Source organism: Phenylobacterium sp. LjRoot225 (genome assembly GCF_964252855.1).
GTDB lineage: Bacteria > Pseudomonadota > Alphaproteobacteria > Caulobacterales > Caulobacteraceae > Phenylobacterium.
Window position 1 is genome coordinate 163,881 of sequence record NZ_CAXUPL020000002.1, and the last position, 17,457, is coordinate 181,337.

The 17,457-nt window shown below is 68.2% G+C and carries 14 protein-coding genes; 3 read left to right on the forward strand and 11 right to left on the reverse strand.

Annotation, left to right across the window (positions count from 1 at the left end):
• Positions 1–3 precede the first annotated feature (3 nt).
• The gene (locus tag ACSQ2B_RS11085) at positions 4–465 is read right to left on the reverse strand and encodes a YybH family protein (RefSeq protein ID WP_436049838.1); all 462 of its coding nucleotides are present in this window, start codon (positions 463–465) and stop codon (positions 4–6) included.
• A gap of 94 nt (positions 466–559) precedes the next feature.
• On the opposite strand from ACSQ2B_RS11085, the gene ACSQ2B_RS11090 reads away from it, so the two are divergent.
• Together ACSQ2B_RS11090 and ACSQ2B_RS11095 are read left to right on the forward strand one after the other, a co-directional pair.
• Complete coding sequence (locus ACSQ2B_RS11090; protein ID WP_436049840.1) at positions 560–2,866, forward strand: TonB-dependent receptor; 2,307 nt, start codon at positions 560–562, stop codon at positions 2,864–2,866.
• 26 nt (positions 2,867–2,892) lie between these two features.
• Positions 2,893–4,302, forward strand: coding sequence for an aminopeptidase P family protein (locus tag ACSQ2B_RS11095; RefSeq protein ID WP_436049841.1), 1,410 nt, complete (start codon positions 2,893–2,895; stop codon positions 4,300–4,302).
• A 7-nt stretch (positions 4,303–4,309) separates the two neighbouring features.
• Here ACSQ2B_RS11095 and ACSQ2B_RS11100 read toward each other — a convergent pair whose 3' ends face one another.
• The 7 genes from ACSQ2B_RS11100 to ACSQ2B_RS11130 form a co-directional block, all read right to left on the reverse strand.
• Positions 4,310–5,386, reverse strand: coding sequence for an AraC family transcriptional regulator (locus tag ACSQ2B_RS11100; protein WP_436049842.1), 1,077 nt, complete (start codon positions 5,384–5,386; stop codon positions 4,310–4,312).
• 249 nt (positions 5,387–5,635) lie between these two features.
• Positions 5,636–7,003 carry an aromatic ring-hydroxylating oxygenase subunit alpha gene (locus ACSQ2B_RS11105; protein ID WP_436049843.1) on the reverse strand — a complete coding sequence of 456 codons (1,368 nt, stop codon included), beginning with the start codon at positions 7,001–7,003 and terminating at the stop codon, positions 5,636–5,638.
• Positions 7,004–7,236: 233 nt separating this feature from the next.
• Positions 7,237–8,148, reverse strand: coding sequence for an SDR family NAD(P)-dependent oxidoreductase (locus ACSQ2B_RS11110; protein ID WP_436049844.1), 912 nt, complete (start codon positions 8,146–8,148; stop codon positions 7,237–7,239).
• Positions 8,149–8,189: 41 nt separating this feature from the next.
• Positions 8,190–8,957 (reverse strand): enoyl-CoA hydratase/isomerase family protein, encoded by a 768-nt coding sequence (locus ACSQ2B_RS11115; RefSeq protein ID WP_436049845.1) that lies wholly within the window; start codon positions 8,955–8,957, stop codon positions 8,190–8,192.
• The gene (locus ACSQ2B_RS11120) at positions 8,957–10,228 is read right to left on the reverse strand and encodes an acetyl-CoA hydrolase/transferase family protein (RefSeq protein ID WP_436049846.1); all 1,272 of its coding nucleotides are present in this window, start codon (positions 10,226–10,228) and stop codon (positions 8,957–8,959) included. The genes ACSQ2B_RS11115 and ACSQ2B_RS11120 overlap by 1 nt, the downstream gene beginning before the upstream one ends.
• Positions 10,228–11,115, reverse strand: coding sequence for an HpcH/HpaI aldolase/citrate lyase family protein (locus ACSQ2B_RS11125; protein WP_436049847.1), 888 nt, complete (start codon positions 11,113–11,115; stop codon positions 10,228–10,230). Before ACSQ2B_RS11125 ends, ACSQ2B_RS11120 begins: the two co-directional genes overlap by 1 nt.
• 53 nt (positions 11,116–11,168) lie before the next feature.
• Positions 11,169–12,338 carry an acyl-CoA dehydrogenase family protein gene (locus tag ACSQ2B_RS11130; RefSeq protein ID WP_436051007.1) on the reverse strand — a complete coding sequence of 390 codons (1,170 nt, stop codon included), beginning with the start codon at positions 12,336–12,338 and terminating at the stop codon, positions 11,169–11,171.
• 157 nt (positions 12,339–12,495) lie between these two features.
• Here ACSQ2B_RS11130 and ACSQ2B_RS11135 point away from each other — a divergent pair, with 157 nt between their 5' ends.
• Positions 12,496–13,698 carry a CaiB/BaiF CoA transferase family protein gene (locus tag ACSQ2B_RS11135; RefSeq protein ID WP_436049848.1) on the forward strand — a complete coding sequence of 401 codons (1,203 nt, stop codon included), beginning with the start codon at positions 12,496–12,498 and terminating at the stop codon, positions 13,696–13,698.
• Between the two features lie 11 nt (positions 13,699–13,709).
• On the opposite strand, the gene ACSQ2B_RS11140 is transcribed toward ACSQ2B_RS11135, so the two are convergent.
• The 3 genes from ACSQ2B_RS11140 to ACSQ2B_RS11150 all read right to left on the reverse strand — a co-directional run bounded on the left by ACSQ2B_RS11140 (position 13,710) and on the right by ACSQ2B_RS11150 (position 17,264).
• Positions 13,710–14,507, reverse strand: coding sequence for an IclR family transcriptional regulator (locus tag ACSQ2B_RS11140; protein WP_436049850.1), 798 nt, complete (start codon positions 14,505–14,507; stop codon positions 13,710–13,712).
• Between the two features lie 119 nt (positions 14,508–14,626).
• Positions 14,627–16,177 carry a cation:proton antiporter gene (locus ACSQ2B_RS11145; protein WP_436049851.1) on the reverse strand — a complete coding sequence of 517 codons (1,551 nt, stop codon included), beginning with the start codon at positions 16,175–16,177 and terminating at the stop codon, positions 14,627–14,629.
• Positions 16,178–16,250: 73 nt separating this feature from the next.
• Positions 16,251–17,264, reverse strand: coding sequence for an LLM class flavin-dependent oxidoreductase (locus ACSQ2B_RS11150; protein WP_436049852.1), 1,014 nt, complete (start codon positions 17,262–17,264; stop codon positions 16,251–16,253).
• Between the last annotated feature and the right edge of the window lie 193 nt (positions 17,265–17,457).

Genomic DNA, 17,457 nt, shown 5'->3' on the forward strand with positions numbered 1-17,457 from the left:
CGATCAGCCCGTGTGGTCGGAAATGATCTTCCAACCTGCCGGTCCACGGCGGAACAGCAGGGTCGTAGGCCCGGACTTCACCTCGCCCGTCTTGCGGTCCTTCAGGTGGTAGCGGCCGAGCACGAAGACATAGGTCGGCGACAGCGCGCGGAAGTCCAGGACCTCAAGCGTCAGAACCCCCAGGTCAACCGGGCCGTCGGCCGGCGAAGCGCCGGCGAAGCGCGCGGCGTACCTCGCGCGAATGGCCTCATAGCCGGTGATCACCTGGCCGCTGCTGACATAGCTGGTGGCCGGATCCCGCTCGTAAAGCGTCATGAAGTCGTCGAGCCGCCCGGCCGTCCAGGCGGCGGCGCTCTGGTCCAGCGCCTGCTGAACGGCTTGCTGCGCCGGCATCGCTTCCGCGGCGCCGACCGCCGGGGCCGCCGCGATCATCGCAACTGCGCCAAGTATGAGCTTAGGAACCATCGCCCGCCTTCTCCGCCTGCAAATCCAGCCTAGCTGAGCCGTATCGGTTTGGAAGCATCAAAAAAGTTTGACAGGTACAGAACAGTTTTGGCCCATGCGGACCTTCAGCTTCGCCATGGGGGACCAGATGGCCAATCGAACCTCGTTGCTCGCCGGCGCCTGCGTCGCGGCGCTCGCCCTGCCGCAGGCCGTGGCGGCTCAAGCCGCGAGCGGGCAGACCGCAGCGCAGGTCTCCGAAGTGGTGGTCACCGCCCAGAAGCGCCAAGAGACGGTCCAGACCGTGCCGATCAGCGTCACGGCGTTCACCGGCGACTCGCTCGAGCGTCGCGGCGTGACCAGCGTCGGCGACCTGGCGCGCATCGCTCCGGCCCTGACGGTGATGTCGTCCGGCCCGGGCGAGAACAACCTGATCATCCGCGGCATTTCCTCGATCGCCGGATCGGCCGCGACGGTGGGCTACTATCTCGACGAAACCCCGATCGCCGCCTCCAGCAACGCCGCCCTTCTGTCGACCCGCGGCGTCATCGACCCCTCGGTGCTGGACATCGCCCGGGTCGAGGTCCTGCGCGGTCCGCAGGGCACGCTCTACGGTTCGAGCTCGATGGGCGGCACGGTGCGCTACATCTCGAACCAGCCGAGCCTGGACGCCTTTTCCGGCAACGTCCGCGGCGAAGTCTCGGGCACTGAGCACGGCGGCTTCAACTGGAACGCGCGCGGCGTGGTGAACCTGCCGCTGGTTAAGGACAAGGCGGCCTTGCGGGTCGCGGCCTACTACCGCGACGACGACGGCTACATCGACCGCTACCGCATCGACCCGACCAACTACCTGGCGCCGGACCTGGCCCAGCCCAAGGACAAGAACGTCAACACCTTCAAGTCCTACGGCTTCCGCGCCGCCCTGTTGGTGCAGCCAGATTCGACGCTCTCGATCACGCCGTCCTTCCTCTACCAGTACAGCAAGCTCGGCACGCCCTTCACCTACGACAAGAACCCGGCGTCACGCGCCGACTTCTACCAGGTGCGCGACATCGACGAGCCCAACATCCAGAAGTCCTGGATCGCCAATCTGACGGTGAAGAAGGATGCGGGCCCGGTGGAGCTTGTCTCGTCGAGCTCCTACTACCACCGCAGCGTCAGCCTGGTGGACGACTCCTCGAAGGTCATCAACTTCTTCTTCGGCCTGCCCACCGTCTATCCGGTGGCCATGTCCGGGAGCTATCTCAACAAGGAGTTCACCCAGGAGGTCCGCGCCTCGACCAAGCTCGAAGGTCCGTTCCAGGCGATCGTCGGGGCCTTCTATCATGACGTGAAGGCGCCCCTGCATTCGGAGATCCCGTTCCCGGCCGGCTTCAACGACGCGTTCGGCACGCCCTTCCCGGGCTTCTCGACCATCTACGCGGGCGTGCGCCGCGCCAGGCTGCAGGAGTATGCGGTGTTCGGCGAGGTGTCCTACGCGATCACCCCGACGGTCACCGCGCGCGCCGGCGTGCGCCGCTTCCGGGTCGACCAGGGCTTCTATCAATCCGGCGACGGCGTCTTCAACGGCGGCTTCTCCGAGGTGACGAACTCGTCCCGCGACAAGGGGACCACGCCGAAGGCCACCCTCGAATGGCGGCCGAGCTCGAACCAGATGATCTACCTCACCGCCTCGAAGGGCTACCGGCCGGGCGGTCCCAACAATCCCGCCCCCGCCAGCCTCTGCGGCGCGGAGGTGCAGAGCCTCGGCCTTGGCGCCGACCAGCTCACCCGCTACGGGCCCGATCACCTCTGGAACTATGAGCTTGGGGCCAAGACCAGCTGGCTCGACAAGCGCCTGACCATCAACGGATCGATCTACGACATCGAGTGGAGCAAGGTTCAGCAGCAGATCGTGCTCGCCTGCGGCTTCAATCTCACCGCCAACTTCGGCAAGGCCTACAGCCGCGGCGGCGAGCTGGAGATGGTCTTCCGTCCCGATCGCCATTTCACCTTCAATGCGGCGGCCGGCTACACCAACGCCCGACTGAAGAACGACGTGCCCGGCACAGACGCGAAGGACGGCGACGCCCTGCAGAACGTGCCGCACTGGAACGCCACGGCCGGGGTCGAATACCAGACCCAGTTCGGCGCGGATTACAGCGGCTACGGCCGGGTGGATTACAGCTACGTCGGGCCGTCCAATTTCCTGTTCGACCGCACCAGCCCCTTCTACCGGCGCAAGGGGTTCGCGGTGGTCAACACCCGGGTCGGGCTGCAGAAGGACGGCCAGGCCTGGGAGCTGTCCCTCTTCGTCAACAACCTCTTCGACATCCAGGGCGAGACGGATCTGCCGGTGGCCATCTCCGCCGACCTGCCCACCACCCGCCGGGTGGGGTTGAACCAACCACGCACCGTCGGCATGGCGGTGGAGTACAAGTACTAAGGCGCAGCGCGCGACGGAGCGGCGGCATGTTCTCGCCCAAGACCTATCAGGACCGGCGCGCCGCCCTGGCGGCGCGCCTCCGGCACGGCCTGATCCTGATTCCCGGCGCCGACCCCGCGCCGATGAACTACGCCCACAACACCTACCCCTTCGTGCAGGACGGGACTTTCCGCTACTTCTTCGGCCTGGCTGCGCCGGGGCTCTGCGGCCTGATCGACGTCGAGACCGGCCGCGCCAGCCTGGCCGGCGAAGAGGCGACGCTCGACGACGTCATCTGGACCGGCGCGACCCCGTCGCTGGCGCAGGAGGCCGACCGGGTCGGCGTCGCCGAGGTGCTCGCCCCCGCGGCCCTGCAGGATCGGCTGCGCGCCGCTCGCCAGGCGGGCCGCCCGGTCCACATCCTGCCGCCCTATCGCGGGGAAACCGTCCAGAAGCTCGCCGCCTGGCTCGACCTCGCCCCGGCCCTGGTCCCCCTCGCCGTCTCGCCGGCGTTGATCGAAGCCGTCGTCGCCCTGCGCGAGGTCAAGTCGGCGGCGGAGGTCGCCGAGATGGAGGCCTCGATCGCCGTCGCCGCCCGCCTGCACCACGCGGCGATGCGCGCCACCCGCCCCGGCGCGCTCGAGCGTGAGGTGGTCGCCGAGATGGCGCACATCGTCCAGGCGGAAGGCCTGCAGTTCGCCTATCCGCCGATCTTCTCGGCCCGCGGCGAGGTGCTGCACAACACCAGCTGGGACGGCCTGCTGCAGGCCGGCGACCTGATCGTCAACGACACCGGCTGCACCGGCCCCGGCGGCTACGCCAGCGACATCACCCGCACCCTTCCCGCCTCAGGCCGCTTCGTGGGTCTGCAGCGCGACCTCTATGACCTGGTCCTGGCCGCGCAGACGCAAGCCATCGCCGCCGCCCGCCCGGGCGAGCCCTATCTGGCGCTGCACAAGCTCGCCGCCCAGGTCATGGTGAGCGGCTTGGCTGATCTTGGCCTGTTCACCGGCGATCCGGCGGAGATCGTCGAGTCCGGCGCCTACGCCATCTGCTTCCAATGCGGTCTCGGCCATCAGATTGGACTGGATGTCCACGACATGGAGGCGCTCGGGGAAGATCACGTCGGCTACGACGCCGATCACCGCCGCAGCCCGCTGTTCGGGCTGCGCAGCCTGCGGATGGCCAAGCCGGTCCAAGCCGGCATGACGGTCACCATCGAGCCCGGGCTCTATTTCATCCCGCAGCTTCTCGACATGTGGGAGGCGGAGGGCCGCTTCCGCCAATGGATCGACTACGCCGCCTTCCGGCGCCGCCTTGGCGTCCGTGGCATCCGGATCGAGGACGACGTGCTGATCACCGCGACCGGGGCGCGGATCCTCGGTCCGCCGATCGCCCGCACCCGCAGTGAAGTGGAACAGGTGATGGCGGGCGGGCCGGCGCCGACCCTGAATTGAGCCGGGCTCAGCTCGCGACGCGCCGGTCCTGGGCGGCCGCTGGCGAGCGCAACCGGCTCGGCGAGGCGCCGAACCAGCGAAAGCAGCTGCGCGACAGTACCGAGGTCTCGGCGTAGCCCAGCCTTTCGGCGATGCGGGTCAGCGAGATGTCCGTGTGCCGCAGGTAGCGCAGGGCGACGTCGCGGCGGGCCTCGTCCTTGATCCCTTCGAAGGACCTGCCTTCGGCCTTCAATCGGCGATGCAGGGTCCGCGGGTGGAGGCAGAGGTCGGCGGCCACGCGCTCGTTGTTGCAGTCTTCGCCCCCCAGATACTGCAGGATCAGGCCGCGCACGCGGGCGTGCATCGGCGGCGTCACGCGCGTGAACTTGGTGTCGATGAAGGAGGTCGCCATCTCGTAGAGCTGGACGTCGGGATCGACGATCGGGCAGAGCAGATCCTGCTCGCTGAAGACCACGCCCTCGGTCGGCTGGTTGAAGCGGACCTCGCAGCCGAAATAGTCCCGGTAGGATCTGAGCGGCGACAGCGGCTGGTGGGCGAACAGCACCTCGCGCACGCGCGCCCGGCCCCCGGTGATCTCGACGGCGTTCAGGTGGGCGAGCAACAGGGCCTGTTCGATCGCCTGCTGCTTGTTGGGCAGCCGGTCCAGCAGGATATCCCAGGCGACGAACAGCCTGCGGCGGGCGGGATCGGGCTCGAAGCGCATGCGCGCCGCCAAACTATAGGCGTGGACATGTTTCACCACGTATTCAAGCGCCTGACCCAGGGTGTTGGAGTTCCTCATGGCCACGCCCATCGGCCCGAAGACTCGCCCGCCGCCCTGCAGGGCGGCCAGGCGCAGGCCGAAATCCGGCCGCTGCAGCTCGGCGGCGGCGATTTCCAGCAGGCTGGCCATGGCGCGATAGCCCAGGCACGGGCCGCGGGTCGAGAAGATCGCCGGATCGATCCCGGCGCGCCGCAGCAAGGCTTCGGGATCGCCGCCGAGCTGGCGGACCAGCTGCGGGAAGAACCGCAGCGTGTCGACGTGCAGCAGCTCGAAATCGGCATCGGCAGGGGCGCTGCTCAGCGTATCAACCGCCTCGCCCATCCGATCCTCCTCACGCGCAAATCCTGGCCCTTTTTCAAGCATGACGCCGCAGGCGCTCACCGGCAAGCCTGCGGAAGCGCCGCGCGATGCAGCGGCCATCGCGCCAGGACGGCGTGACCGGTCTTGGAGATCCGCCAGCTCGGCGGGACCATGGGCCGTCATGACGACGCCGCGCACTTGCGTGCGCGGCGCTGCCTTGGATCGCGAACCTCAGGTCGGCCTACGGGACGCCGTGCGCGCGCTGGCGGCTCACTTGAGCGGACGCGGCGCGCCTGCGTTCATGTACTTCGACAGATTGCGGTGAAGATTGGCGATGCTGCGTTCCCGGTAGGGATTGGGCAGGGTCCCGCGGAAGCCGCCGTTCTTCATGCCTTGCTGGACAGCCGCCATGTTGGAGAAGTCCTGCGGCAGGACGGAACCCCACTTCGGATCGTCCTTCTCCGTATATTCCCACTCCGTCGCCGGCTCTTCGCCCTTCGGATAGAGCTCATAGACCGCGACCTCGAAGATGCACTTGTCAGGGTCGTAGCCGTAGGGCCGGGCGCTATAGCAAAGCGAGTTGTTCACCGCGTGGCCGATCTGGAAGTTGGGGAAGATCTGCCAGGCGGTGCCGGCCTTGGCCGTATGCGCAGGATCGACGGTCGGCCAGATCACGCCGCGCTTGGCGTCGTCGGCGCGGGCGGAGTCCAGCCAGTGCTTGAGCACCTGCGGCGCGGGGGTTCCTTCCGGCAGCTCGTCGACCAGGCGCAGCGCCGCGTCGACCAGGGTCCGCGTGGTGTTCGTGTTGACCTGCTCCCAGGTGTAGGTCTGCATCTCCGCGGTCTTGACCCGCGGATCGCCGCCCGACCCCAGGCGCAGCTTCGCCTGGTTCTCGTCCAGCCCTTTCGGCGCGTCGTAGCCGATGTTGCTGTGCAGGCCCTGGGCCCGGGCCCAGCCGCGGAAGTCGCCGAACGACATGAACTCGGGGTGGGTCACCTCGACATGGTAGATCTCGGCGAAGGCCTCCATGGCGACCTTCCAGTTGCAGTCGAAGACGATCCATTTGCGCCACCGCGGACGCATGTTCTGCAGCTCGAAGGGGTCGAGCAGCCCGGCCGCCGGCTCCAGAAACTCGCGCAGCGGCCCGCAATCCGGATCCATGTTGATCCAGATCCAGCCGCCCCAGGTGTCGACCTTGACCTCGCCCAGGCGGGTGCGTTCGTCGGTCAGCTTCCCCTGCCAGTCGTCCTTTTCGAGGATGTAGGTGCAGCGGCCGTCCAGGTCGTAGGTCCAGCCGTGGAAGCCGCAGACGAACTTCACCCGGTCGCCCTTGGCGTTCTTGGCGCCGGGCGGGGTGTCGACCAGCCGGCGGCCGCGGTGCGAGCAGACGTTGTAGAAGGCCTTGATCGTGTCGGGCGCGGTGCGGACGACGATCAGCGAGTCCTCGAGGATGTCGTAGGTCAGGAAGTTCCCGACTTCGGGGATCTCCTCGACCCGGCCGACCTGCTGCCAGACCTTGCGCCACAGCTTGTCGCGCTCCGCCCGGACATAGGCCTCGGACACATAGGCCTCGGCGCCGAAGGTGACCGGCGCGGTCAGGTCTTCGGCGGACTCAACAACCTGGCTGATATCGTTCATCGCATCCTCACCCACTCAATTTGCATCCCACGGCCTCAGACTTATCGCCTGATGGCCTCGCGGAAGCTCTCGTCCTTCAGGGAGAGGGAGGTGTCTCGAACCACGCTCGCCCGTCAGGCCTCGACCGACAGAAAGCCGCAGAGGATGTCATGGACGGCGTGCCCGCGACTTGACGCTGCCGGACAAAGGCGGCGCCAGTCTGACAGAAGCTTGCTGGCTTTTCGAGGCGCTCGTCACCCCTTCCGGGCCATCTCGAAGCTGCGCACGATGTGGTCGACATGGGCCGAGGGCACCACCGGCAGGATCCAGGGGTCGTCCTTGGCGCGGATGTCGTCGATCCGTTCGCCCACCTGCCCCATGGTCCACGCCGGCTGATAAACGCCGTGGGTTTCGCCGATGAAGGCCTGCGCCACCCGGCCGGCGATGGCGACGTACATCTCCCCGGTGACCGAGCAGGACTCGTGGGCCAGCCAGCCGACGACCGGCGCCACCAGCTCCGGCCCCATGGCCGGGTAGGCCGACGTATCGATCCCTTCGGCCATCCGCGTCACGGCGCCGGGAACGATGACGTTGCACTTCACCCCCTCGGCCTCGCCCTCGATCGCGGCGACGTTGGAGAGGCCGATGATGCCGGCCTTGGAGACCCCGTAGTTGGTAACCCTGTGGTTGCCGTAGAGTCCGCCGATCGACGAGGTCAGTACGATGCGGCCGTAGCCCGCCGCGCACATCAGCGGAAAGGCCGGCCGGACCACGTGGAAGGCGCCGCGCAGATGCACGTCCAGGACGGCGTCGAAGTCCTCGTAGGAGAGCTCCTTCAGCGACCCGTAGCGAACATTGCCGGCGTTATGGATGAGGATGTCGATCCGGCCGTAGGCCTCGATGGCCGCGTCGATGATCGCCTTGCCGCCTTCCGGCGTCGCGACGGACTCGGTGCAGGCGATCGCCTCTCCGCCCGCGGCCTTGATCGCCTGGACCACCTCTTCAGCGGGACCGAGGTCGACGCCCTCGCCCTTCATGCTGCCGCCGGGATCGTTGACCACGACCTTCGCGCCGTTCGCCGCGAGGAGTTCGGCGTAGGCGCGCCCCAGCCCCCGGCCGGCGCCGGTGATGACGGCGACGCGGCCGTCGAATCTCAGTTCAGACATGGGGCTTTCCTCCAGTTTTTATGGCCGGCGCGGCCTTGACCTCAGCGGCTCTTCCACTCCGGCCGACGCTTCTCGGCGAAGGCCCTCGGGCCTTCCTGCGCGTCCTCGCTCTTGTAGGTGTATTCATGCGCCGCGCGCGCCGCCTGCAAGGCGGCCGCCCGGCCCATTTCGGTCGCGAGCATGACGGTTTCGCGTCCGGCCTTCACCGACAGCGGCGCGCCGTCGAGAATTTCGTTGGCCAGCTCGATCGCCGCGTCCAGCAGCGCCTCCGGTTCGGCCAAACGGTTGACCAGGCCGATCTCATAGGCGCGCTGCGCCGTGATCGGCTTACCGGTCAGGATGATCTCCATCATGATCCGCTGCGGGATCATATGGATCAACGGCGCCGCCCAGGGCGATCCCCGGCCCACCTTCACCTCGGTGATCGCGAAGCGGGCAGCGGTGCTGGCGACGCAGAGGTCGCAGGCCTGGGCGATCATCCAGCCGCCGGCGAAGGCCACGCCGTTGACGGCCGCGATCGTCGGCTTGGAGAGCTCGATGTTGTCGCCGGGCACCGGGAACATGTCGCGCGGCGGGACCGCCATGCGCGTCTCGGTCATCTCCTTCAGGTCGCCGCCGGCGCAGAAAGCCTTTTCGCCGGTCCCGGTGAGGATGGCGACGCGCAGGGCCGGATCACGCTCGAAGCGGTCCCAGGCGGCGAACAGGCCCTGGCGGACCTCATGGCTCAGCGCGTTTCGGCTGTCGGGCCGATTGATGGTGATGATCGCGATCCCGTCGTCGCGGGCGTCGAACAGGACGGCGTCGCTCATCAGAAGCCCCTCCGCTGGATGTCGTGAGCCGACCGGTCGAGCTCCTCCCGGAAATCCGGATGGGCGATGGCGATCAGCCGGCGTGTGCGCTCGGCGAGCGTCTGGCCCTTGAGTTCGGCCGCGCCGAATTCCGTAACGATCACGTCCACGTCGCTGCGCGCGGTGGTGACCGGCCCGGACAGGGCCGGCGCGATGCGGCTGAGCTTGCCGCCCTTGGCCGTGGCCGGAAGCGCGATGATCGAACGGCCGCCGGGCGAGCGGGCGCCGGCGCGGACGAAGTCCACCTGGCCGCCGGTTCCGCCGAGATAGGTGGAGCCGCTCTGCTCGGCGTTGACCTGGCCGGTGAGGTCGACCTCCATCGCCGAGTTGATGGTCACCAGCCGCTCCAGCCGGGCGAGCACCGCCGCGTCGTGGGTGTAGGAGGTCGCGCACATGCGGATCAGCGGATTGCGATGGGCGAAGTCGTAGAGCCGGCGCGTGCCGATCAGGGCGCCGTTGATCGAGACCCCGGTGTCGATCGCCTTGCGCGCATTGGTGACCACGCCGGCCTCGACCAGCTCCACCAGGCCGTCCCCGAGCATGCCGGAATGGACGCCCAGATCCTTGCGGTCATGCAGCAGGCGCAGGATGGCGTCGGGCGTCGCGCCGACGCCGGTCTGCAGCACCGCGCCGTCGCCGATGTAGGCGGCCGCGAACCGGGCGATCGCCTCGTCCGTCGGACCGATCTTGGCCGGCGCGACCTCGACCGGCGGCCGCGAGACCTGCACGGCGACGTCGATACGCGCAGCGGGCAGCAGCTCGCCATAGGTGAAGGGGACCTGGTCGTTGACCTCGGCGATGACCACGCGGGCCTTGGCCACGGCCGCCTGCACATGGTCGCTGATCAGGCCGAAGCTGTGGTTGCCGTCGGCGTCCGCCGGACTGACCTGCACGAAGGCGACGTCGCAGCCGATGATCCCCTGCTCGATCATCGGACCGATCTGGCTGACGTGGGCCGGGATGACGCTGAGCCTGTGGGCGGCGGTCAGCGAGCGCAGGGCGCCGATCGCCCCCATGCTGGAGATGGCGAAACTGTCCGCCGCCTCCGGCGTCAGCTGGCCCGAGAAGCTGGTGGCGATGAAGGCCGAGAGCTCGCCGATGTCGCGGCCCTGGGCGATCAGGGCGTCGATCAGCGTGCTCGGCTCGCCGCAGGCTTGGCCGATGACGATCCGGTCGCCGCGACGCAGGAATTGGCGAAGGTCCAGCCCCGCCGCGTCGGTGACCACCGCCATCAGAGCCCCGCCAGCTTGAGCAGGGCCTGGGCGCGGGCGAGGTAGGGCCGGTCGAGCATGCCGCCCTTGTAGCCGATGGCGCCGACGCCGGGATTGGCGGCGAAGATGTCGACGATCTCCTGCGCCGTCGCCACCTCCTCAGCGGTCGGGGTGAAGGCGGCGTTGATCACGTCGACCTGGGCCGGGTGGATCGCCAGCATGCCGCGGTAGCCGTCGCGGCGCACCTGCTCGGCCCGCTTGCGCAGGCCTTCGAGGTCGCGGAAGTCGCCCTGGATGGTCTCGATCGGCGCCACGCCCGCGGTCGCCGCCCCGATCAGGCAGAGGCTGCGCGCCAGCTGGTAGGTGAAGGCGTAGCTGCCGTCCGGATTGCGGTTCTCGCTGGCGCCCAGGGAGTCGGCGAGGTCCTCGGCGCCCCAGGTCATCGCCACCAGCCGCGGCGCGTCGCGATAGTCGCCGGTGGTGTACATGGCCTCGGCGCATTCGGTGACCAGGGCGATCACCTTGGTCGAACCGACGTCGATGCCAAAGGCGGCTTCCAGGGCGGTCAGATAGTGGTTCAGCAGCTCGACGTCGGCCCGGCCGCGGGCCTTGGGCAGCATGATCCCGCCCGGACGGCCGGCCATGATCGCCGCCAGGTCGACCACGGTGTGCGGACCGTCGAGCGGATTGACCCGCACCCACAGCCGCTCATGGCCGCTGGCCTGGGCCTTCAGGAAATCCAGCACCATCGTGCGGGCCTGAGGCTTGGACTCCGGCGAGACCGCGTCCTCGAGGTCGAAGACGACGATGTCGGCGGTGCTCGCCGCCGCCTTCTCCATCTTCCGCTCGCTGTCGCCCGGCGCGAACAGCCACGACCGTGCGCTGAAGACTTCGTCCTGGGTCGCCATCACATTGCGTCCTTGCTGATTATTTCGCCGACCTGACTATCCTTTTGGCCGCCTCAATACGACTTCGGAAGTTCCAGGACCTTCTCGGCGAGGTAGTTCAGGATCATGTGCGGGCTGATCGGCGCCGTGCGCGGGATCAGCACTTCGCGCAGATAGCGCTCCACATGGTATTCCTGCGCATAGCCCATGCCGCCCAGGGTCAGCATGGCGGTGTGGCAGGCCTCGAACCCGGCCTCGGCCGCCAGATACTTGCCGGCGTTCGCCTCGACGCCGCAGTCCAGGCCCTTATCGAACAGGTTGGCCGCCTTCAGCACCATCAGGTTGGCCGCCTCGACCTGCGCCCAGCACTTGGCCAGCGGATGCTGGATGCCCTGGTTCATGCCGATCGGGCGGTCGAAGACGATGCGTTCGCGCGCATAGCGGGCGGCCTTCTGGATCGCCACTCGCCCGAGCCCTGTGGCCTCTGCGCCCAGGAGAATGCGCTCCGGATTGAGGCCGTGGAGGATGATCTTGAAGCCGTCCCCTTCCCCGCCGATCCGGTCCTCCTCGGGGATGAACAGGTCCTCGATGAAGAGCATGTTCGAGTCGACTGCGTGCCGGCCCATCTTGTGGATCAGGCGCACTTCGATCTTCGAGCGATCGAGGTCGGTGAAGAAGAGCGACAGCCCCTGGGTCTTCTTCTTGACCTCATCCAGCGGCGTGGTGCGCGCCAGGATCATCATCTTGTTGGCGACCTGGGCGACCGAGATCCAGATCTTCTCGCCGGTGACCCGATAGCCGCCTTCGACCTTGACCGCCCGGGTCTTCAGCTTGGTGGTGTCGAGGCCGGTGTTCGGCTCGGTCACCGCAAAGCAGATCTTGTCCTGGCCGCTCAGCACCGGCGGGATCATCCGCTGCTGCTGCTCCTCGGTCCCGAAGATGGCGACCGGCTGCATGCTGAACACCGGGCCGTGGATGCTCGAGGCCGCGGTCATCCCGCCGCCGGATTCGGCGACGGCCTGCATCATGATCGCCGCTTCGGTGATGCCGAGGCCCGCGCCGCCGACGCTCTCGGGCATGGCGATGCCGAGCCAGCCGGCGTCGGCCATCGTCTTGTGGAACTCATGCGGGAAGACCTCGTCCCGGTCCCGCTCGAGCCAGTACTCGTCCGGGAACTTCGAGCAGATCTTCAGGATGGCTTCGCGAATGCCTTCCTGGTCCGGCGTGAGTGAAAAATCCACGATCGTGAGCCCTGGCTGCGGCGAATTACGCCCGGCGGCTTAGCAGCCATCGCCGGTCACAGCAACCGCACGGCGTGCCGATATCGGCCCATACGACCGAAATATGTATGGCGTCCGGCGTGCAGATCCGTTAGCGACGAGGCGTCATTGGGAGGAGTTCATGGGCGATCCCACGAAGCACGCAGGCCCGCTCGCCGGCATCCGCGTGATCGATCTCACGGCGATGGTCATGGGACCCTACTCCACCCAGATCATGGCCGACATGGGCGCGGACGTGATCAAGGTCGAGCCTCCGGCCGGCGACAACACCCGCTACATCTCCGTCGGCCCCGCGCCCGGACTGGGCGGCGTCTTCGTCAATGTGAACCGCGGCAAGCGCAGCATCGTGCTCGACCTGCAGACCGAGGCGGGCAAGGTCGCCCTGCGCAAGCTGATCGAGACCGCGGACGTCTTCATCCATTCGATGCGCGCCAAGGCGATCGCCAAGCTCGGCTTCAACTACGAGGCCGTCTCCGCCATCAATCCGGGCATCGTCTACACCAACTGCTACGGCTACGGCCGGCGCGGGCCCGAACGGGACCGGCCCGCCTATGACGACACCATCCAGGCCGAATGCGGCCTGACGGCCGTCCAGCAGCTGCTGACCGGAAATGCGGACTACGTCGGCACCATCATGGCCGACAAGGTGTCCGGCATGACCGCCCTCTACGCCACCGTGATGGCGCTGTTCCACCGCGCCCGGACCGGCGAAGGCCAGGAGGTGGAGGTCTCCATGTTCGAGACCATGGCCTCCTTCATGCTGGTGGAGCACGCCAACGGCGCCATGTTCACCCCGCCGCTCGGCCCGGCCCACTACCCGCGGGTGGTGGCGCCGAACCGCAAGCCCTATCGGACCAAGGACGGCTACATCTCCGCCCTGATCTACAACGACAAGCACTGGGGCCTGTTCGTCGAGGCCGTACAACCGGCCTGGGCCGGCGCCGAACTCGCCACCCTCGAACAGCGCGCGCGCCAGATCGACAAGGTCTACGGCCTGCTGGCGGAGACCTTCCAGGAGCGCACCACCGAGGAATGGCTCGAGCTGCTCACCCGGCTCGGCATCCCGGCGGCGCCGCTGCGCACCACCGACGAACTGTTCGACGACCCGCACCTGAACGCCGTCGGCTTCTTCGAGACCGTCGATACGCCCCAGGGCCCGGTGCGCTTTCCGGGCGTCCCGACCTGGTTCTCGCAGACGCCCGGCCATGTCGCCGGCCCCGCGCCGGCGCTGGGCGCCGACACTCACGCGGTGTTGGCGGAGCTCGGATTGGCTGACCCGCCGCAGCAGCCGGCGCCGGTTCCGGCCAGCGACGGCCTGATCTAGGCCGCCTCAACCTAGGACCGCGCCGCCGTTCGGTAGCCGAGGCTGCGGGAGATCGCGGCGGCCTCCTGGAGCACGAGGCGCGCCAGCTCGGCGCGCTGGTCCTGGAGCCGCGAACTGGGCGCAGCGACGATCAGCGCGCCAATGACGGTTCCGGCGGCGTCATGGATCGCCGAGGCGGTTCCCGTCACGCCGTCCACCGCCTGGTCCACGGTCTGCGCCACGCCTGTCTTGCGCGCTTCCGCCACCGCCGCGGCGATCCGGCGCTTCTCGGTCTCCGTCTGGTCCGTCAATCGCTGCGGCCTGAGGCGGCGGAGATAGCGCTCCAGCTCCTCCTCCGGAATCGCCGCCAGGAGGGCGCGCCCGCCCGCAGTGGAGTACAGCGGCCGGCGGTCGCCAACCGACACGGCGAAGCGCACGGCGTTGCGGCTTTCGATGACATCGACGTAGGTCATGGTCTCGCCGTCGTCGTCGCGCACCGCGAACAGGACGGTCTCATGCGAACGATCCGCCAGTCGCCGCATGCCGTCGCGCACCAGATCCGATGACTGGAAGCGCCGACGCGCCTCCATGAGCGCGCTGCCCAGGCCGAAAGCCCCCGGCCCGAGACGATAGGCGCCATCCGTGGAGACGACGAAGTCTTCCTCCGCGAGCCCCCGCAGCAGGGCGGCCAGGCTGCTCTTCGGCGTGTTGAGGACCCGGCTGAGGTCGGCCAGGCTGATGGGCCTGGGGCTGGCGCACAGGGCTTCCAGGATCTGGATCACGCGCGTGACGGACTGCGGTGAGTTCACGCGGCGATCATCGGTGACCATCGAGACCTTCAGACTCCACGCGCGGCGAGCGGATCGCGCCGCGGCTGCAGCCTCATATGCTGTGGAATCACGGCTGTCGCCAAACGCACAAACCTCGCGCCGACCGCGGTTGGGAGCGCTCAAGCCTGAGGCTCCGTCGACCTTGCGCTCAGCTCGAGCCAGTCGAGCTCCTCCTCGATGCGCCGATAGGCGTCGTCGCCGATGGTTCCGGCGCGTCTCAGGTCGCCGATCGCGGCGCGCGATGCGCGCACGACCCGCCGCCGCAGCTCATTGTCGGGCGTGTCGCGAGAATCTCCGCCGTCCCGAGCCCGGCCAAGCGCTCCGGCGTACTCCTCCTTGAGGCGCTCGGCGGCCGGCGTCCGATCGCCTTCCAGCTCGCTCATGGCGGCCTTCAGCGCCGCCTTGCGCCCGAGCCACAGCTCCCGCTCGACCACCGTATCCTTCGGAATACCCAGGAGACTCAGAAGGGGGCGGAGCGTCAGCCCCTGGAGGATCAGCGTGCCCAGCACCACGACAAAGGCGGTGAGCTGGATGAAGTCGCGGTCGGGAAAGCCGGCGGGCAGCGCCATGGCGGCCGCGAGGGTGACGATCCCGCGCATCCCCGACCATCCGATGACCAGCCCATCCTTCGCCGTCGGCGGCGGAATGGAAGATCCGACCGCCTGCTGCGGGAGACGCCGGCCCTTCATGGTCACGATCGCGTGGTGCGTCATGACCCAGGCGAGCCGCACCACGATCACGACCGCAAGGATGACGAGCGCCCCGCCCAGGTAGCGGAGCCGATCCGCAAGACTCAGCCCCTCCAGGATGGGGCCGAGCTGGAGCCCGACCAGGGTGAACGCCAGCACGTTCAGGACGACGGTCACGGTCTCCCAGATGGCGAAGGACGGCACCCTCAGATGGGCCGGCATCGGCGACCCGGTCCGCTGCGCCATGGTGAGCCCGAAGACGACGATGGTGACGACGCCGGAGAGCCCGAGGTGCTCGGCGAGAAGCCAGATGCCGAACGTCGTGACGAACTGCAGAATGACCGAGCTCGGCGCATCCGGGATCCGCTGCACCAGCAGGCCGACGGGCCGCGCCAGCAGCCAGCCGGTCACCACGCTGCCGAAGAAGACCAGGGCGAAGGTCGGGACGGCGCCGGCCGCGCTGAATCCGCCGGCCGCCACAGCTCCGACGGCGAGCCGGTAGATGAGCAGCGCCGAGGCGTCGTTCAGCAGGCTCTCGCCTTCGAGCACCATGCGGATGCGATGCGGCGGATTCACCTGTCGGAGCACGGCCAGGGCGGCGACCGCGTCCGGCGGCGCCACCAAGGCGCCGAGCGCGATCGCCGCGGCCCAGGGCATGTCCGGCACGAGCTGGCGGGCTGTGAAGGCCACCGCGACGGTCGTCACCGTGACGGCGACCAGGACCAGCGACGAGACGGCGACCCAGTTCCGGCGAAGATCCCGCAGCGAAGCGTCATAGGCCGCATCCAGTAGAACCGGCGCGACGAACAGGGCGAGAATGAGCTCTGGCGGCAGCTCCAGCCGCGGCGCCCCCGGCAGGAAGGCCAGCAAGGCCCCGCCGCAGGCCAGCAGCGTCGGATAGGGAATGCTCAGCCGCCTGGCGACGATCGAGAGAACCGTCGCCCCGAGCAAGAGCAGAAGGATGGTCTCGAACACGTGCATCAGCGCGACAGTCCCCTCTCAAGACGCCCGCTGCCGCACGGCCTGCAGCAGAACGCCCCCTGCCCGCCGCTCGTCACTCGAACGCCGGAATGACCTCCTGGGCGAAGACCTCGGCGTATTCAACGAACTTCGCGGCCGGAAGGCCGGGGGGCTTCATCATCATGAAGTGCTCCACCGGGATGCGCGACTGCATCGCCCGGAAATAGTCGATCGCCAGCTCCGGGGTCAGGATGTTCAGGATGCCGCTGGTCTTGAACGCCTCCAGCGTCATCGGCTTGAGCACGGTTTCGTCGCCCAGGCCGGACGCCTTTTCCTCGTTCAGCCATTCGCCATAGGTATTGTTCACGTGGTGGTAGTAGGGGGCCAGCTCGTCCATGGCCTTCGCGGGATCCTTGGCGACGGCGAGGAACAGGCCCTGGATGCGGATCCGCGCAGCCGCCGGATCCTTTCCTTCGGCGCGCAGCTTCTCCACGTAGACGTCGCAAACCTCTTCATTGCCGAAATAGCCGTCGCCGTATTTCGCGACCCGGGCCATGGCCTTGTCGGCGAAGCCTCCGATGTAGAGAGGGATGCCGCCCCGTGGCGGAGGCGGCATGATCGTCGCGTCCTTCACGGTGAAATGCTTGCCTTCGAATGAGACCGTCTCGCCCGCCCAGAGCTGGCGGACGATCTGCAGAAACTCGTCGAACCGACGGCCGCGCGTGGAGAAGTCGACGCCGTAGGCGTCGGTTTCACGCCGGCGGTAGCCAATGGCGAGCGCCATCTCGAGGCGGCCGTTCGACAGGATGTCGAGCACGGCGCACTCCTCCGCGAAGCGCACGGGGTGATAGAGCGGCGCCAGGGCGATCGCCGAGCCGAGCCGGATCGTCCTGGTGCGGGCGGCGATCGCCGCCAGGGCGACCAGCGGCGACGGAATGTAGCCGTCCTGCGCGCCGTGATGCTCCGGAACCCAGGCGCCTTCGAAGCCGACGCTTTCGCTCCAGGCGATGACGTCCAGGGTCTCGGCGTAGAGATCCGCCCACGGCTTGCGCCACGGCTCCGGATTTCGGAAGTCGTAGAGGTAGCCGAAGGTCAGTTTCGTGGACACGTTTCTCTCCCGGAGACGTCGTTGGGCCGGCCAGGATGCACGAGCCCTGCGGTCGAGATATTGACCTTCGCTGACGGACCGCCGACCTCAGGGGACATCGCGCTCCTGCCGCCAGAGTCCCCCGCATTCTGTCGTTCCAGGTCAAGACATTCGGGCCGTGATGGCCGGAATGACGTCTGGATGGCGACGACCG

What these genes read in the sequence shown, in the direction of transcription:
- ACSQ2B_RS11090 (WP_436049840.1), top strand. Translation starts at nt 560, where the DNA reads ATGCGGACCTTCAGCTTCGCCATGGGGGACCAGATGGCCAATCGAACC.
- ACSQ2B_RS11145 (WP_436049851.1), bottom strand. Translation starts at nt 16,177, where the DNA reads ATGCACGTGTTCGAGACCATCCTTCTGCTCTTGCTCGGGGCGACGGTT.
- ACSQ2B_RS11135 (WP_436049848.1), top strand. Translation starts at nt 12,496, where the DNA reads ATGGGCGATCCCACGAAGCACGCAGGCCCGCTCGCCGGCATCCGCGTG.
- ACSQ2B_RS11085 (WP_436049838.1), bottom strand. Translation starts at nt 465, where the DNA reads ATGGTTCCTAAGCTCATACTTGGCGCAGTTGCGATGATCGCGGCGGCC.
- ACSQ2B_RS11140 (WP_436049850.1), bottom strand. Translation starts at nt 14,507, where the DNA reads ATGGTCACCGATGATCGCCGCGTGAACTCACCGCAGTCCGTCACGCGC.
- ACSQ2B_RS11105 (WP_436049843.1), bottom strand. Translation starts at nt 7,003, where the DNA reads ATGAACGATATCAGCCAGGTTGTTGAGTCCGCCGAAGACCTGACCGCG.
- ACSQ2B_RS11110 (WP_436049844.1), bottom strand. Translation starts at nt 8,148, where the DNA reads ATGTCTGAACTGAGATTCGACGGCCGCGTCGCCGTCATCACCGGCGCC.
- ACSQ2B_RS11115 (WP_436049845.1), bottom strand. Translation starts at nt 8,957, where the DNA reads ATGAGCGACGCCGTCCTGTTCGACGCCCGCGACGACGGGATCGCGATC.
- ACSQ2B_RS11120 (WP_436049846.1), bottom strand. Translation starts at nt 10,228, where the DNA reads ATGGCGGTGGTCACCGACGCGGCGGGGCTGGACCTTCGCCAATTCCTG.
- ACSQ2B_RS11100 (WP_436049842.1), bottom strand. Translation starts at nt 5,386, where the DNA reads ATGGGCGAGGCGGTTGATACGCTGAGCAGCGCCCCTGCCGATGCCGAT.
- ACSQ2B_RS11125 (WP_436049847.1), bottom strand. Translation starts at nt 11,115, where the DNA reads ATGGCGACCCAGGACGAAGTCTTCAGCGCACGGTCGTGGCTGTTCGCG.
- ACSQ2B_RS11095 (WP_436049841.1), top strand. Translation starts at nt 2,893, where the DNA reads ATGTTCTCGCCCAAGACCTATCAGGACCGGCGCGCCGCCCTGGCGGCG.